The sequence below is a fragment of the Providencia alcalifaciens genome, from assembly GCF_915403165.1.
Classification (GTDB): domain Bacteria; phylum Pseudomonadota; class Gammaproteobacteria; order Enterobacterales; family Enterobacteriaceae; genus Providencia; species Providencia alcalifaciens_C.
In genome coordinates, this window is record NZ_OU659204.1 from 734,142 (window position 1) to 750,629 (window position 16,488).

The following is a 16,488-nucleotide window of genomic DNA, read 5'->3' on the forward strand; positions in this document are numbered from 1 at the left end:
ATTTGAAATGTGACGGGTTCACCCTAAATAGTTCAAGTGGTAGGTAGGCGGCAAGAGAACGAATTCCTAGGAGCATACACAAGTATGTGACTAGGGTGAGTGAACGTAGCCAACACCCCTACAACTTGAAATATGACGGGTATAACAACGAGATTAAAGAAATGACCGACAAACTAACCTCCTTACGTAGTCTGACCACTGTTGTTGCCGATACTGGCGACATCGAAGCGATGAAGCTGTACAAACCACAAGATGCGACGACTAACCCATCGCTGATTTTAAATGCTGCACAAATTCCTGAGTACCGTAAATTAATTGATGAAGCGGTAGAGTGGGCGCGTAAGCAAAGCAATAACCGTGAACAACAAGTTGTTGATGCATGTGACAAGCTGGCTGTTAATATCGGTTTAGAAATTCTGAAATTAGTCCCAGGTCGTATTTCAACAGAAGTTGATGCTCGTCTTTCTTATGATGAAGAAGCGTGTATTACGAAAGCTCGTCGTCTGATGAAAATGTACAACGAAGCGGGTATCAGCAATGACCGTATTCTGATCAAATTAGCCTCTACTTGGCAGGGTATCCGCGCGGCGGAAAAACTGGAAAAAGAAGGCATCAACTGTAACTTAACTTTATTATTCTCTTTTGCTCAAGCGCGTGCTTGTGCGGAAGCAGGTGTTTACCTGATCTCTCCATTCGTAGGTCGTATCCTTGACTGGTACAAAGCTAACACAGACAAAAAAGAGTATGCGGCTCAAGAAGATCCAGGTGTAGTTTCAGTTACTGAAATCTACAATTTCTACAAAGCTCACGGTTACAAAACGGTGGTTATGGGAGCAAGCTTCCGTAACGTTGGCGAAATCATTGAGCTGGCAGGTTGTGACCGTCTGACTATCTCTCCAGCGTTGCTGAAAGAGCTGTCTGAGTCTCAAGGCGAATTGGTTTGTAAACTGAAAGATGAAGGTAAAACTCAAGAGCCAGGCGCTAAACTGACTGAAGCTGAGTTCTACTGGCAGCATAACCAAGATCCAATGGCGGTTGATAAACTGTCTGACGGTATCCGTAAGTTTGCTGTAGACCAAGAAAAACTGGAAAAAATGATCGCAGCTCTGCTGTAATTATCATTTATTACCATTTTTCGTTAAAGACCCAGTCAATTGACTGGGTCTTTTTATGCTGTTTTTTCATTGATTAAACTCTCAATTCCACATTTAGACACAAACACAACGCTGTCAGGCATTCGACCTCATGGTATGATGCACCATGTTTATCATTATTGGCTTGGTATTAATTGAGTTAGTACTTTCTTGCCAAATGAACGAATTTAAATGATCAATTTTTGAGGTTTGTATGAATGAGTTGCGCATAGGTCTGGTGTCGGTTTCTGATCGTGCTTCAGGCGGTATCTACGAAGATAAAGGGATTCCAGCACTGGAGGAGTGGTTAACGAAAACCATCACCACCCCTTTTCGTTTAGAAACTCGTTTGATTCCTGATGAGCAAGTCATGATAGAGCAAACGTTGTGTGAGCTGGTGGATGAATTTTCGTGCCATTTAGTCCTGACCACTGGCGGTACGGGGCCTGCTCGCCGAGATGTCACTCCAGATGCAACGCTTGCGGTTGCTGATCGCGAAATGCCTGGGTTTGGTGAACAGATGCGCCAAATTAGCCTTAAATTTGTACCAACGGCGATTTTATCTCGTCAAGTCGGCGTGATCCGCAATCAGTCACTGATTTTAAACTTACCGGGGCAGCCAAAAGCAATTGCTGAAACCTTAGAAGGGCTGAAAGATAAAGAGGGAAATGTGCTGGTATCCGGCATTTTTGCGAGTGTGCCATACTGCATTCAATTACTCGATGGCCCTTATATTGAAACAAACGAAAGTATCGTTAAAGCTTTCCGGCCAAAGTCGGCTATTCGTACTGCCGAGTAATCCCTTCTAAAAAATCAGGCAGAACGCCATGTCTGCCTGATAATTCTTGTTACAATTTTCTTTTTGTCTATTTAGCTTAACAGCCTATCAATTTAGCTGCGCTGACCAATTGGCAGAATGGTTTTGCCATACTGTTCATTTAAGATTTCCGCGACAGCCAGATAGAATGCGCTCGCTCCGCAGATAATTCCTTCATAGCCTGCATATTGAAGCAGCGTGGCATCGTTGGTCAAATTACCCACGGCTAACATTGCAAACAGTACAGTTAGGCTGCCGAAGATAAATTGCAGCACGAAATTTGCCTTGAAGGTGCCTAAGAACATGAAGAAAGTAAAGATCCCCCATAAAAGAAGGAACATCCCTAAAAATGCGGGGTCAGTTGCTTCGGCTAATCCCATGGTCGGTAAAAACAGCAGACCGACTAACGCAAGCCAAAAGAAGCCGTAAGAGGTAAATGCTGTCGCGCCGAACGTATTGCCTTTCTTATATTCAATAAGCCCAGCAATCACTTGCGCGATACCACCATAAAAAATTCCCATACTTAAAATTACAGATGAGAGAGGGAAAAAGCCTGCATTATGAATATTTAGCAGGATTGTTGTCATACCAAAGCCCAATAAACCAAGTGGGCCTGGATTGGCAAGCGAACTAGATTGCATATAACCTCTGGTAAAGTATTTAAAAATCAAATAGATATAATTGATGCTTGTAGCCCCATAGGACAGGGAGGCGCATAATACGCAGTTTTAATTGTCGAAACAATGATCAAGAGACGGGTTTTTTTGTATTAAATGTAAAACTTTTTTAGCTTTCCCCCTTGATGAATGAATTTGTGACCCCATCTTTAAGACATCAACAGTTATCAATCTAAATTATTGCGAATTGCAAAAAAAATTAAGGTTGCAAAAAAAATCAAGGTTGAAGTAAAAACTCCCTTGAAAATGAAATATTGAGCCTTATATAGATTGATATCGAAATTAAATGAAAAGAATTCCTTTGGAGGCGTTTTAAATGGGTAAAATTATTGGTATCGATTTAGGTACAACTAACTCATGCGTTGCAATTATGGATGGCACTACTGCGCGTGTTCTTGAGAACAGCGAGGGTGATAGAACTACTCCTTCCATCATTGCATATACACAAGATGGTGAAATTTTAGTTGGTCAGCCAGCAAAACGTCAGGCTGTCACTAACCCAGAAAATACATTATTTGCGATCAAACGTTTGATCGGTCGTCGTTTCCAAGACGAAGAAGTTCAGCGTGATGTGTCTATCATGCCATACAAAATTGTAGCGGCTGATAACGGTGATGCATGGTTAGATGTGAAAGGCCAAAAAATGGCACCACCACAAGTTTCTGCTGAAGTTCTGAAAAAAATGAAGAAAACAGCGGAAGACTATCTGGGTGAGCCAGTGACTGAAGCAGTTATTACTGTTCCAGCTTACTTTAACGATGCTCAGCGTCAAGCAACCAAAGATGCAGGTCGTATCGCTGGTTTAGAAGTAAAACGTATCATCAACGAACCAACAGCAGCAGCGCTGGCTTACGGTTTAGATAGAGAAATCGGCAACCGTACTATCGCGGTTTATGACTTAGGTGGTGGTACATTCGACTTATCAATCATTGAAATTGATGAAGTTGATGGTGAAAAAACGTATGAAGTTCTGGCAACCAACGGTGACACTCACTTAGGTGGTGAAGACTTCGATACTCGTTTAATCAACTACTTAGTTGACGAGTTTAAGAAAGAACAAGGTGTTGATCTGCGTAACGATCCACTGGCAATGCAACGTCTGAAAGAGTCTGCTGAAAAAGCAAAAATTGAGCTGTCTTCTGCTCAACAAACTGACGTTAACCTGCCATACATCACTGCGGATGCGACAGGTCCAAAACACATGAATATCAAAGTGACTCGTGCAAAACTGGAGTCACTGGTAGAAGATTTAGTTAAGCGTTCTATGGAGCCAGTTAAAGTTGCTCTGCAAGACGCTGGTTTAAGCGTAGGCGACATCAACGACGTTATCTTAGTTGGTGGTCAGACTCGTATGCCAATGGTTCAAAAAGTCGTTGCTGATTTCTTCGGTAAAGAGCCACGTAAAGACGTGAACCCAGACGAAGCCGTTGCAATGGGTGCAGCAGTACAAGGCGGTGTATTAGCGGGTGATGTTAAAGACGTTCTGTTACTAGACGTAACTCCACTGTCTTTAGGTATCGAAACCATGGGTGGCGTGATGACTTCGTTAATTTCGAAGAATACCACAATCCCAACTAAACACAGCCAAGTGTTCTCTACTGCGGAAGATAACCAAGCAGCCGTGACCATTCACGTACTGCAAGGTGAGCGTAAACGTGCGGGTGATAACAAATCACTGGGTCAGTTTAACTTAGATGGTATTCAAGCAGCGCCACGCGGTATGCCGCAAATCGAAGTGACTTTTGACATCGATGCTGATGGTATCTTGCATGTTTCTGCGAAAGACAAAAACAGTGGTCGCGAGCAAAACATCACCATTAAGGCATCTTCTGGTCTGAATGACGAGGAAATCGAAAAAATGGTACGCGATGCAGAAGCTAACGCTGAAGCAGACCGTAAATTTGAAGAGTTAGTTCAGGTTCGCAACCAAGCAGACCAACTGATTCACGGTACTCGTAAACAAATCGAAGAAGCAGGTGACAAATTACCAGCTGAAGATAAAGCGAACATCGAAAAAGCAACTTCAGAGTTAGAAGCTGCTTCTAAAGGTGAAGATAAAGCTGAAATCGAAGCGAAAATCCAAGCGCTGGTAACGGCATCAGCGAAACTTCTGGAAATTGCACAGCAACAAGCTCAAGCGGGCACTGCAGGTGCAGAAGCGAAGAAAGATGACGATGTTGTTGATGCTGAATTCGAAGAAGTTAACGACAAAGACAAAAAATAAGGCCCTTAGCGGGCGCAGTGACTATCGCAATAATGTTAAATAGTGACTGATACCGGACACGGGCGTTGAGGGAACTCTGCGCCCGTGTCTGCATGTTAAGGGAAAAATAAATGGCGAAAAGAGATTTTTATGAGGTTTTAGACCTCGAAAAAAATGCTTCAGAAAAAGACATCAAGCGAGCGTACAAGCGCTTAGCAATGAAATACCATCCTGACCGCAATCAGGAAAACAAAGATGAATCTGAAGAGAAATTTAAAGAGATAAAAGAAGCTTACGAAATCCTGTCCGATGAGCAAAAACGTGCCGCTTACGACCAATATGGTCATGCCGCGTTTGAACAAGGCGGTATGGGTGGCGGCGGTGGATTCGGCGGCTTTGGTGGCGGCGACTTCAACAGTGATATTTTTGGTGACATCTTCGGTGACATCTTTGGTGGCGGTCGTCGTCAACAGCGCCCAAGCCGTGGTTCTGATCTGCAATACAACATGGAACTGACTCTTGAAGAAGCAGTCCGTGGAGTGACCAAAGAGATCCGTATTCCAACGCTCGAAAGCTGTGACGTGTGCCACGGTAGCGGTGCAAAACCAGGCACTAGCGCAGATACATGCCAAACCTGTCACGGTATGGGCCAAGTACACATGCGCCAAGGTTTCTTCTCGGTACAACAACCTTGTCCAACCTGTCATGGTCGCGGGAAAGTCATCAAAGACCCATGCAACAAATGTCATGGTCAAGGTCGCGTTGAGAAATACAAAACCTTATCTGTTAAGATCCCAGCAGGGGTTGATACGGGTGACCGCGTTCGTTTATCCGGTGAAGGTGAAGCCGGTGCGAATGGTGCACCAGCAGGGGATTTATTCGTTCAAATGCATGTTTTACCTCACGATATTTTTGAGCGTGATGGTAATAACTTACATTGCGAAGTGCCAATCAACTTTGCAGCAGCAGCACTGGGCGGCGAAATTGAAGTCCCAACCCTTGATGGTCGCGTTAAACTGAAAATTCCTGCGGAAACCCAAACGGGCAAAACATTCCGTATGAAAGGTAAGGGCGTGAAGTCGGTACGTGGTGGTATACAAGGTGACTTAATGTGTCACATTGTTGTCGAAACCCCGGTCAAGCTGAATGAGAAACAAAAAGAGTTACTTAAAGAATTTGGTGAGTCATTAGGTGGCACGGGTGGCGAGAAAAATAGCCCACGTTCAAAACGCTTTTTAGATGGCGTGAAAAAATTCTTTGATGACTTAACCAATAAATAATGGTTAATCGCTAAGTTAAAGATCATGGCTGATCCAGTGAAATACTGAATCAGCCATTTTTTTATTTCACTGTTTCACCGCTAGCAACTACGGTTTTACGAACTTGATCCGCAAATTGCAGAGCTTCTTTCACAATCGCATTTTCATCAACTGTGAGCACTTTGCGGTCTTCCATTAATAGATTCCCGTCCACAATAGTATGGCGCACATTAGAAGCATTTGCGCCGTAAACCAGTGCAGCATAAGGGCTATACATCGGTACCATATTTGGTGATTTTGTATCGACAACGATGATATCCGCCAATTTCCCCGCTTCTAAAGAACCTAACTTATCTTCCATGTGAATGGCTTTCGCGGAGCCTTTTGTCGCTAATTCAACGACGGTAATTGGAGGCATTGCAGCTCTATCTTTATTTTCGAGCTTATGAATTTTACCCACTAAATTTAGTTCGTTCATGGTCGTTAAGGTATTGCTGGACATCGGGCCATCGGTTCCTAAGCCCACACGAACCCCTTTCGCTAACATCGCAGTCACTGGAGCAACACCTTTGGCTGATTTGGTATTGGCACTGACATTATGAGCAACACCGACATCGTACTGTTTGAGTAGGTCGATATCCTTTTCATCAACCATAATGGCATGAGCGGCAATCACTTTGTTATTCAGGGCACCGATATCTGCCATATATTGAACCGGGCTTTTTCCGCCAGTACGTTTAGCAATTTCTTCTTGTTCTCGGTCGGTTTCTGCTAAGTGGATCATCACTGGAACATTAAGTTCTTGAGAAAGCTTAGCGATTTTCTGTAGATGCTCAGTGGTGTTGGTATAAGGTGCGTGAGGAGCAAAAGCTGGCGTAATGCGAGGGTGGTCTTTGTATTGGTTGATAAAATTCACGGCATAAGCGATACCTTCATCTGCATTTTTAGCATCAGCAACTGGGAATTTGATCACAGATTCCCCAAGGATCGCACGCATACCAATTTTATCGACAGTTTTCGCAACCTCATCTTCGAAATAGTACATATCCACGTAAGTCGTGACGCCGCCTTTGAGCATCTCGACATTGGCTAAGTTAGCGCCTACTCGCACCATCTCGCGAGAAACCATCTTGCTCTCTAATGGGAAAATATAACGGTGTAAACGGTCAGGGACATCATCGGCAAGGGAACGAAATACGGTCATTGATGCGTGAGTATGGGTATTGATTAACCCAGGCATGACAATATCGCCATCAACATTTAGCTGTTTTTTAGCGGTATATTGCGTGGCAAGCTCAGGGCCGCCAACTGCGATAATTTTATTTTTATCAATAACAACGGTTCCATTCTCAATAACTTGATTATTGGCGTCCATTGTTAAAACGGTACCATCAACAATGATTAAATCCGCTGGAGTGGCGGCAAGTGCCGCGATAGGTGCTGCCATCATCGATATGGCAACGAGAGATCGGAGTAATGTCATTCTTACCTCATGACTCAATGAAAAATAGGGCTAAAAGTTACTAGTATTAAATATTATGGGTATCAAATATAGGACGTAAAACTCATATTCTAAGCACCACTATCTTAACTGGATAGTTTCGCCAGTAACACCCCAAGTAAAATCACAACACAGGCAAGCACACGCATTGCGTTAAATTTCTCTTTGAGAAAGACAATGGAAAGAAACATAGCAAAAAGGACGCTAGTTTCACGAATAGCGGCAACGAGTACGATTGGTGCTTGGCTCATTGCCCAGATTGCAATGCCATAACTAATTAGCTGCATCAACCCGCCAAGCAAGCCTGAGCGCCAATATTGCCTAAACCCGTGGAGTAGCGAACTTTTGTATTTCATCACTCCGGGGATGGCGAGTACCGCGCCATTTAATAAAAACAGCCATAGGGTATAAACAACCGGATCTTGGCTGGCTCTAGCACCATATCCATCTGAGAGGGTATAACAAGCCGTAAAAAAGGCGGTGCACAGTGCAAAAATAAGCGCTTTACCTTTGATATTCAAAGTGAATTTTCGACCTGCAAACGCGATGGCTACCACGCCTGAAATGATGAAAATAATCCCTACAAAACTCATAAATGGTAAGGATTCATTGAATAAAACAATACTTAATAACGCGGTGATTAACGGGGCTGAGCCGCGAGAAATAGGGTAAATCTGGCTGAGATCGCCATGGTTATAAGCTTGGCTGAGAAAATAGATATAACCGATGTGAAATAATACTGACAAAGCTAGCCATGGGACGGCATCTGGAGACGGTAGCCCAAACCAAAAGAGGGCTGGAATAGTTAAAATCCCAGAAAAAACGGCAATCATCACCAAACCAAAGAAGCGGTCATTACCAAATTTAACCAGAGCATTCCAACTGGCATGGCAAAACGCGGCAAACAGCACAGAAAGCAGAACGTATAGGGACATAATAGTGAGAGACAGTGATTGCCTAAGAGTGTATCGAGTATCACATAAAGCGTCTTTTTTATGAAGTGGCGCACAAGAAAGAGAGGGTGGGGTTTTTTATTTTTGCGAAGGGCTTCGAAAATAAAAAAATAAACGATTTTTTTGACTATCTGTAAAGGCCACTTTTCATTAGTCTCTAAAAAAGTTGAACTTTTAAAGCGCTTTACCCAGTAAATTTATTGTTGGTTTTTAGAATAGTTGCCTATAGTTAAATTAACGATTTATTATCATTCGTCGTGATCTCGATTGCTAAATATTCGGAAATTACGATCATTAATGGATAAATAAACGATTTTTTACGAATTAATGATTATCATAATATTAACATTCAAAAATATTTTTTGAGGTTATTCATATGACAGCAATTATTCGTAAATTTTTAAAGTTAGAAGCAGCAGGAGGGCTACTCCTAATTATTGCTGCCATTGTCGCTTTAATAATGGCTAATACGCCATTACAGGGAGCCTATCAGCAATTTTTAGATATTCCGGTAGCCATTAAAATCTCAACATTTGAATTAGATAAGCCTCTGATTCTATGGATTAATGATTTCTTAATGGCCGTGTTTTTCCTGGTTGTTGGTTTAGAGGTAAAGCGCGAGTTATTAGAAGGATCTCTTGCGGGGCGTGATAAAGCGATATTTCCAGCAATTGCGGCTGTGGGTGGAATGATTGCACCAGCGTTAGTTTACTTAGCGTTTAATGGTGCAGACGATATTACTCGTCAAGGTTGGGCTATCCCTGCAGCAACAGATATTGCGTTTGCGTTGGGTGTGATGGCGTTATTAGGTAAGCGAGTTCCTACCGAACTAAAAGTATTTTTATTGGCATTAGCAATCATTGATGACCTTGGTGTTATTGTGATTATTGCCTTTTTCTATACCAGCTCAGTTTCTGTAGTCGCATTGAGTTTAGCTGCACTGTGTGTGGCAATACTCTGTCTAATGAACTGGAGACGAGTTGAAAACACCGCAGCTTACTTGGTAATAGGCCTAATTTTGTGGGTTTGTATTTTGAAATCAGGTGTTCATGCCACTCTGGCCGGAGTGATTGTTGGTTTCTTAATTCCATTAAGAGGGACTAATAATACCAAACCGTCAGAAGAATTAGAGCATGTGCTGCACCCTTGGGTTGTTTATCTTATTTTGCCTATCTTTGCATTTGCAAATTCAGGTGTACAACTCAATGGCGTCACCCTTGATGGCTTAATGAGCCCATTACCACTTGGCGTTGCAGCGGGCTTGATACTGGGCAAACCAGTCGGTATTTTCTTATTTAGTTGGATTTCGGTAAAAGTAGGGTTGGCTAAATTGCCTGCATCGATTAACTTGAAGCAAGTGTTTGCTGTTTCTGTGCTTTGTGGGATCGGTTTTACTATGTCTATTTTTATCACAGGCCTCGCTTTTGAAGGGCTTGATGAAGTGTATAGTACCTACTCGAGACTGGGTATTTTAATCGGTTCAACAACCGCTGCATTGTTAGGGTACTTTATGTTAAGGGTAGTGTTACCGAAACCAAAAGTTTCGCACAGCGATGCACAATAAACATAATAGACGTAATTATTAGTAAGAATTTTCGAGTTAATCTTCTATGATATGCCCGCGGTATGTGTTGCATACTGCGGGTATTTTAACTTATAACTCCCGATTACGGGGTACGGGTAAAGCGTATGGTCAGTATGTACCGAGGTCATTATGTACTACGGTCATTATTGGCGATACAAAAGGAATCGATATGCGGGTTTCACATCTTAATTTTAACCACCTTTACTATTTTTGGCATGTTTGCAAAGAAGGCTCTGTTGTCGGTGCCGCTGAGGCTCTTTACCTGACTCCACAGACAATTACTGGGCAGATTAAAGCACTCGAAGAACGGTTAGGTGGCAAATTATTTAAACGCCAAGGTCGAGGGCTAGTGCCTTCTGAGCTGGGACAACTGATTTTTCGTTATGCTGACAAAATGTTTATGCTCAGCCAAGAAATGCTGGATATCGTCAACTACAGTCGAGAATCTAATCTGCTGTTTGATGTGGGGGTGGCTGACGCATTATCGAAACGTTTAGTCAGTCGTGTACTAGAAACAGCAGTTGTAGAACATGAGCAAATTCATTTACGTTGCTTTGAATCGACTCATGAGCTGTTACTGGAGCAATTAAGTCAGCACAAGCTGGATATGATTTTATCGGATTGCCCTGTGGACTCTTCACAGCAAGAGGGGTTGTTCTCCGTTAAATTAGGCGAATGCAGCGTCAGTTTTTTCTGCCGTCAGCCAGTACCGAAGAAACCATTTCCTGAATGTCTAGAGGAGCGTAGGTTATTAATTCCGGGGCGTCGCTCGATGCTTGGCCGCCATTTATTAACATGGATCCGTAATAAAAACCTGCAAGTTGAAGTACTCGGTGAATTTGATGATGCAGCATTAATGAAAGCATTCGGGATGTATCATAATGCAATTTTTGTGGCACCATCTTTATATGCAAAAGATATTTTTGCTGATAATGAAGTGCAAGAAATTGGCCGCTTAGATAGCGTTAAAGAAGAGTATTACGTGATTTTTGCGGAAAGAATGATCCAGCACCCAGCAGTACAACGTGTCTGTAACAAAGATTTTTCTGAGTTATTTTCAGCGCCGTTCGATAATTTAGAACAGAAAGTTTAGAACCAAAAGTGTAAGGCAAGAAATTAGCAGACAAAAAAACCGGCCTAAGCCGGTTTTTTATAATCAAGAAGCGAAATTACATTGCTTTGATTTGAGCAACTAAGTTAGCTTTATGACGTGCAGCTTTGTTTTTGTGGATCAGGCCTTTGCTAGCGTGGCGATCAACAAGAGGTTGCATGTCATTGAATGCTTTCTGAGCAGCTTCTTTATCGCCTGCAGCGATAGCAAGGTAAACTTTCTTAATAAAAGTACGTACCATAGAGCGACGGCTAGCGTTGTGCTGGCGACGTTTCTCTGATTGAACGGCACGTTTCTTAGCTGATTTGATATTAGCCAAGGTCCAACTCCCAAATGTATTCTATTGAGGACAATTTAAAGGTCAAGGAATATGCCCTTTCGCCCTTCATTTGTCAATGGATTTGTGCAAATAAACATCGTGTACTTCGATGCCAATGCGTTGTGAATGGTGCAAGATTCTACCAGCAAATATCAGAAGAATACAGATCTGAGCGCGAAAAAAAGCATAATTGATAGAAGATATTTTAAATCATTTTTCAGAAAAATTTTTTTTAGTGATATCAAACGTTCATCAAGATGAAATTGAATTATAACTAGAGTGTTTTTTGTACACTTGGGTTTGTTATACAAAATGGATGATAAGAAAACTATAAAAATTAAATATTTTTAGAGATCTCCGCGTCAATTTGTTGTATTGATAATCTATTGGTTATCCAAACTTTTTTGATTTACCTATCGACAATATTCAGATTCAGCAGTGCGGTGTCGTGCAGAAAGATGCTTAGCAGTGTAAAATCATCTGATTAAATAGTGTAGTGATCAAAAAAATAGGGTTTAATGAAAGCTTTTACGAACTTAGGTTAACCTTATGCGTCGTACAAGGTATAATCCTGCAATTTCCTCGGTATTGAGCCAGTTATGGAGCTAATTCGCGGTATACAAAATATCCGGTCGTACCATCATGGTTGCGTACTGACTATTGGTAATTTTGATGGTGTTCATCGTGGGCACCAAGTATTACTTCAAAATTTGAAGCTCAAGGGTAAACAGTTAGGTTTACCAACTGTTGTGATGATATTTGAACCACAACCCCTTGAATTTTTTACAGGTGATAAGGCTCCTGCGCGTTTGACACGCCTAAGAGATAAAGTGAAGTATCTTGCTGATAGCGGGGTCGATTATCTATTATGTGTGGAATTTAACCAGCATTTTGCCTCACTAACGCCAGATGCTTTTGTGTCTGACTTATTAGTCGACAAACTCGGTGTGAAATATCTCGCCATTGGTGATGATTTCCGGTTCGGAAAAAATCGGATGGGTGATTTTTCTTTTTTACAGCAAGCCGGTCAAAAGTTTGATTTTGAAGTTGCAGACACCGAAAGTTTTTGTGATTCAGGTGTGCGTGTTAGCAGCACTGCAATCCGTAAAGCGATACAAAACAATGATCTGACATTAGCTGAAAATTTATTAGGTCACACATACTGCATTAGTGGGCGTGTGGTTCATGGTAATCAGCTAGGTCGTACGATAGGTTTTCCGACAGCAAACCTACCGTTAAAACGTTTAGTCACCCCCGTGACTGGCGTGTATGCTGTAGAAGTTCATGGTCTGGGTGATAAGCCTGTACCGGGCGTGGCAAACATTGGCACACGCCCAACGGTATCTGGAAAAGGTACCCAGTTAGAAGTCCATCTGATTGATGCACATATGGATTTATATGGGCGTCATATTGATGTTGTGTTACGTAAAAAATTACGTGACGAACAGCGGTTTGCTTCGTTGGACGCGCTGAAGGAGCAAATTGCTAATGATGTAGTTGCAGCCAGAGAATATCTCGCAGCAATTGGAATCAGATAATTTAGCGGAAAATTGGAACTGAGAATCGATGAGTGACTATAAAAATACCCTGAATCTACCAGAAACAGGGTTCCCAATGCGTGGCGATCTCGCTAAACGCGAACCACAGATGTTAGAGCGCTGGTACAAAGAAGGTTTGTATCAGGCAATCCGTAAAGCAAAATCGGGCAAGAAAACCTTTATTCTGCACGATGGTCCTCCGTATGCTAACGGCAGTATTCATATTGGTCACTCAGTAAACAAAATTCTCAAAGATATTATTATTAAATCCAAAGGGCTGGCGGGCTTTGATTCCCCATACATCCCTGGTTGGGATTGCCATGGCTTACCTATTGAACACAAAGTTGAACAAATCGTAGGTAAACCAGGGGAGAAAGTTTCCGCCGCTGAATTTCGTGCAAAATGCCGTGAATATGCCAAAGAGCAAATTGAAGGGCAAAAAGCTGATTTTATCCGTTTAGGTGTGCTAGGTGAGTGGGACAAACCTTACTTGACCATGGATTTTAAAACCGAAGCGAACATCATCCGTGCACTGGCGAAAACTGTTGCAAATGGTCACTTAGTGAAAGGTGCAAAACCCGTTCACTGGTGTACAGCATGTGGTTCTTCATTGGCTGAAGCGGAAGTCGAGTATTACGACAAAACATCTCCATCTATCTACGTTCGCTTCCCTGCGGTAGATAGCAACGCCGTTTGCGAAAAATTTGGTGTTTCTAGTGATAAAACGCCATCTTTAGTGATCTGGACGACAACGCCTTGGACTCTACCAGCTAACCGTGCAATCTCTCTGAACCCAGAATTCAAATACTCTCTGGTGGATGCGAATGGCGATTTAGTCATTCTGGCAACTGACCTAGTTGAAGAAGTTATGAAGACTGTTGGTGTTGAGTCATGGTCAGTATTAGGCGAGTGCGAAGGTAGCGCATTAGAATTACTGCGTTTCGAACATCCATTTATGGGCTTTGATGTTCCTGCAATTTTAGGCGACCACGTCACGCTAGATGCGGGTACTGGTGCGGTACATACAGCGCCAGGTCATGGTCCTGAAGACTATGTTGTTGGACAAAAGTATGGTTTAGAAACAGCGAACCCAGTAGGGCCAGATGGCTGTTTCTTACCAAATACCTACCCAACACTAGACGGTTTATTTATTTTCAAAGCTAACGATGTGGTGCTGGAAATTTTAAATGAGAAAGGCTTACTGATGTATAAAAAAGCTATCTCTCACAGCTATCCATGCTGCTGGCGTCATAAAACTCCAGTTATTTTCCGTGCGACACCACAATGGTTTATCGGCATGGATAAAAACGGCTTGCGTGAGCAATCTCTGAAAGAGATCGACATTGTTCAGTGGATCCCAGGTTGGGGTCGTGCGCGTATCGAGTCAATGGTTGAAAACCGCCCTGACTGGTGTATTTCACGTCAACGTACTTGGGGTACCCCAATGTCGTTATTCGTGCACAAAGAGACTGAAGAGCTGCATCCGCGTACTTTAGAGCTGATGGAAGAAGTCGCTAAACGCGTTGAAGTTGATGGTATCCAAGCATGGTGGGATTTAGACCCTGCTGAATTGCTAGGCGCGGATGCTGAAACTTATCGCAAAGTACCAGACACGTTAGACGTTTGGTTCGATTCAGGATCCACCCACTTTGCTGTGGTTGATGCGCGTCCAGAATTCCATGGTAACTCTGCGGATATGTATCTGGAAGGTTCTGACCAACATCGTGGTTGGTTCATGTCTTCTCTGATGCTGTCTACTGCGATGAAAGGCAAAGCACCTTACCGCCAAGTTCTGACCCACGGTTTTACCGTTGATGGTCAAGGCCGTAAAATGTCTAAATCTTTAGGTAATACGGTTAGTCCGCAAGATGTGATGAATAAACTGGGTGCAGATATCCTGCGTCTATGGGTGGCATCAACCGACTATACGGGCGAAATTGCGGTTTCTGATGAAATTTTAAAACGTGCTGCGGATTCTTATCGTCGTATCCGTAATACCGCGCGTTTCTTCTTGGCAAACTTAAATGGTTTCAACCCAGAAACCGATATGGTGAAACCAGAAGATATGGTGGTGTTAGATCGCTGGGCGGTTGGTCGTGCATTAGAAGCACAAAAAGAGATTATGAAAGCGTACGATGAGTATGATTTCTTGGGTGTTATCCAACGCTTAATGCATTTCTGCTCTATCGAGATGGGCTCGTTCTACCTGGATATTATCAAAGACCGTCAATATACCGCGAAAAGTGATAGCGTTGCGCGTCGTAGCTGCCAAACTGCACTGTTCCATATCGTGGAAGCGTTGGTTCGTTGGATTGCACCCGTTCTGTCCTTCACGTCTGATGAAATCTGGAACGAATTACCGGGTAAACGCTCTCAGTTCGTTCTCACTGAAGAGTGGTATAACGGCTTATTTGGTTTAGATGAATCAGAAGCGATGAATGACAGTTTCTGGGCTGAGCTGTTAGCCGTACGTGGTGAAGTGAACAAAGTTCTGGAACAAGCGCGTACAGATAAGCACATTGGTGGCTCGTTAGAAGCTGCGGTAACCCTATATGCAGATAGCGCATTAGCCGCTAAGTTAAATAGCTTAGGCGATGAACTGCGTTTTGCGCTGTTAACATCTCAAGCGAATGTCGCTGATATTGCAACGGCGAATGCGGATGCACAAGACAGTGAACTGAAAGGCCTGAAAATTGCCTTCAGTAAAGCGGCAGGGGAAAAATGCCCTCGTTGCTGGCATTATGCAAGTGATATTGGTGCAGTGGCAGAACAACCCGAAATCTGTGGTCGCTGTGTGACTAACGTAGCCGGAAACGGTGAATTACGTAAGTTTGCTTAATGAAGACACCTATTTGTTCTACTGGTTTGCGTTGGCTGTGGCTGACGGTTGTGATTATCATCGCAGATTTAGGGATTAAGCATTTAGTCTTAAAAGACCTTGTTCTGTATGAAGCACATCCGGTGATTCCGTTTTTTAACATTATGTATGCTCAAAACTTTGGTGCAGCATTTAGTTTTCTGGCGGATAAAGGTGGCTGGCAACGTTGGTTCTTTGCGGGTATTGCGATTGCGATTTCTATCATCTTAATGGTGATGATGTATCGTCAAAGTGTGAAAAAACGCCTCAGCAATATTGCTTATGCATTAATTATTGGTGGTGCAATCGGTAATTTATTTGATCGCTTAGTGCATGGCTTTGTGGTTGACTACATTGATTTTTATGTTGGCAACTGGCACTGGCCGACCTTTAACTTGGCGGATATGGCCATTTGTATTGGTGCGGCATTGGTGATTTTTGAAGGCTTTTTGCCAGATAAACCCAAACAGCAAGATACTAAGTAGAGCAGATAGTGCGATAGGTTGATAAAACCCAATATTGCATATTAATCATC

13 protein-coding genes are annotated in these 16,488 nt (G+C 42.7%); 9 read left to right on the forward strand and 4 right to left on the reverse strand.

Going from position 1 to position 16,488, the window contains the following annotated elements:
- Positions 1 to 161 precede the first annotated feature (161 nt).
- Both tal and mog read left to right on the forward strand, forming a co-directional pair.
- Positions 162 to 1,115, forward strand: coding sequence for a transaldolase (gene tal, locus LDO73_RS03210; RefSeq protein ID WP_224060164.1), 954 nt, complete (start codon positions 162 to 164; stop codon positions 1,113 to 1,115).
- A gap of 232 nt (positions 1,116 to 1,347) precedes the next feature.
- Positions 1,348 to 1,932, forward strand: coding sequence for a molybdopterin adenylyltransferase (gene mog, locus LDO73_RS03215; protein WP_224060165.1), 585 nt, complete (start codon positions 1,348 to 1,350; stop codon positions 1,930 to 1,932).
- 92 nt (positions 1,933 to 2,024) lie between these two features.
- Here the strand turns inward: mog and satP are convergent, their stop codons facing one another.
- Positions 2,025 to 2,591 (reverse strand): acetate uptake transporter, encoded by a 567-nt coding sequence (satP, locus tag LDO73_RS03220; protein WP_211886709.1) that lies wholly within the window; start codon positions 2,589 to 2,591, stop codon positions 2,025 to 2,027.
- Between the two features lie 352 nt (positions 2,592 to 2,943).
- Here satP and dnaK point away from each other — a divergent pair, with 352 nt between their 5' ends.
- A complete protein-coding gene (dnaK, locus tag LDO73_RS03225; RefSeq protein ID WP_224060166.1) occupies positions 2,944 to 4,851 on the forward strand; it encodes a molecular chaperone DnaK in 1,908 nt (635 codons plus the stop codon).
- A gap of 110 nt (positions 4,852 to 4,961) precedes the next feature.
- Positions 4,962 to 6,110, forward strand: coding sequence for a molecular chaperone DnaJ (gene dnaJ / locus LDO73_RS03230; protein WP_224060167.1), 1,149 nt, complete (start codon positions 4,962 to 4,964; stop codon positions 6,108 to 6,110).
- A gap of 61 nt (positions 6,111 to 6,171) precedes the next feature.
- On the opposite strand, the gene LDO73_RS03235 is transcribed toward dnaJ, so the two are convergent.
- Complete coding sequence (locus LDO73_RS03235) at positions 6,172 to 7,539, reverse strand: amidohydrolase (RefSeq protein WP_423810882.1); 1,368 nt, start codon at positions 7,537 to 7,539, stop codon at positions 6,172 to 6,174.
- A 137-nt stretch (positions 7,540 to 7,676) separates the two neighbouring features.
- A complete protein-coding gene (locus LDO73_RS03240) occupies positions 7,677 to 8,525 on the reverse strand; it encodes an EamA family transporter (protein ID WP_224060169.1) in 849 nt (282 codons plus the stop codon).
- A 394-nt stretch (positions 8,526 to 8,919) separates the two neighbouring features.
- Between LDO73_RS03240 and nhaA the strand changes: the two genes are divergently transcribed.
- Positions 8,920 to 10,107 (forward strand): Na+/H+ antiporter NhaA, encoded by a 1,188-nt coding sequence (gene nhaA, locus LDO73_RS03245; protein WP_224060170.1) that lies wholly within the window; start codon positions 8,920 to 8,922, stop codon positions 10,105 to 10,107.
- Between the two features lie 190 nt (positions 10,108 to 10,297).
- Positions 10,298 to 11,221 (forward strand): transcriptional activator NhaR, encoded by a 924-nt coding sequence (gene nhaR, locus LDO73_RS03250; RefSeq protein WP_036950297.1) that lies wholly within the window; start codon positions 10,298 to 10,300, stop codon positions 11,219 to 11,221.
- A 76-nt stretch (positions 11,222 to 11,297) separates the two neighbouring features.
- On the opposite strand, the gene rpsT is transcribed toward nhaR, so the two are convergent.
- Positions 11,298 to 11,558, reverse strand: coding sequence for a 30S ribosomal protein S20 (gene rpsT / locus LDO73_RS03255; RefSeq protein ID WP_036950300.1), 261 nt, complete (start codon positions 11,556 to 11,558; stop codon positions 11,298 to 11,300).
- 599 nt (positions 11,559 to 12,157) lie between these two features.
- Here rpsT and ribF point away from each other — a divergent pair.
- From ribF to lspA, 3 genes are read left to right on the forward strand one after another with little or no spacing between them, the layout of a single operon-like run.
- Entirely contained in the window at positions 12,158 to 13,096 is a 939-nt protein-coding gene (gene ribF, locus LDO73_RS03260; RefSeq protein ID WP_224060171.1) for a bifunctional riboflavin kinase/FAD synthetase, read from the forward strand.
- Between the two features lie 28 nt (positions 13,097 to 13,124).
- Positions 13,125 to 15,935, forward strand: coding sequence for an isoleucine--tRNA ligase (ileS, locus tag LDO73_RS03265; RefSeq protein ID WP_224060172.1), 2,811 nt, complete (start codon positions 13,125 to 13,127; stop codon positions 15,933 to 15,935).
- Positions 15,935 to 16,438, forward strand: coding sequence for a signal peptidase II (gene lspA / locus LDO73_RS03270; RefSeq protein ID WP_224060173.1), 504 nt, complete (start codon positions 15,935 to 15,937; stop codon positions 16,436 to 16,438). Before ileS ends, lspA begins: the two co-directional genes overlap by 1 nt.
- Positions 16,439 to 16,488: the final 50 nt, after the last annotated feature.

Excerpts from the sequence above, each read along its gene's own strand:
- tal (WP_224060164.1), top strand. The coding sequence starts at position 162 with ATGACCGACAAACTAACCTCCTTACGTAGTCTGACCACTGTTGTTGCC.
- mog (WP_224060165.1), top strand. The coding sequence starts at position 1,348 with ATGAATGAGTTGCGCATAGGTCTGGTGTCGGTTTCTGATCGTGCTTCA.
- satP (WP_211886709.1), bottom strand. The coding sequence starts at position 2,591 with ATGCAATCTAGTTCGCTTGCCAATCCAGGCCCACTTGGTTTATTGGGC.
- dnaK (WP_224060166.1), top strand. The coding sequence starts at position 2,944 with ATGGGTAAAATTATTGGTATCGATTTAGGTACAACTAACTCATGCGTT.
- dnaJ (WP_224060167.1), top strand. The coding sequence starts at position 4,962 with ATGGCGAAAAGAGATTTTTATGAGGTTTTAGACCTCGAAAAAAATGCT.
- LDO73_RS03235 (WP_423810882.1), bottom strand. The coding sequence starts at position 7,539 with ATGATGGCAGCACCTATCGCGGCACTTGCCGCCACTCCAGCGGATTTA.
- LDO73_RS03240 (WP_224060169.1), bottom strand. The coding sequence starts at position 8,525 with ATGTCCCTATACGTTCTGCTTTCTGTGCTGTTTGCCGCGTTTTGCCAT.
- nhaA (WP_224060170.1), top strand. The coding sequence starts at position 8,920 with ATGACAGCAATTATTCGTAAATTTTTAAAGTTAGAAGCAGCAGGAGGG.
- nhaR (WP_036950297.1), top strand. The coding sequence starts at position 10,298 with ATGCGGGTTTCACATCTTAATTTTAACCACCTTTACTATTTTTGGCAT.
- ribF (WP_224060171.1), top strand. The coding sequence starts at position 12,158 with ATGGAGCTAATTCGCGGTATACAAAATATCCGGTCGTACCATCATGGT.
- ileS (WP_224060172.1), top strand. The coding sequence starts at position 13,125 with ATGAGTGACTATAAAAATACCCTGAATCTACCAGAAACAGGGTTCCCA.
- lspA (WP_224060173.1), top strand. The coding sequence starts at position 15,935 with ATGAAGACACCTATTTGTTCTACTGGTTTGCGTTGGCTGTGGCTGACG.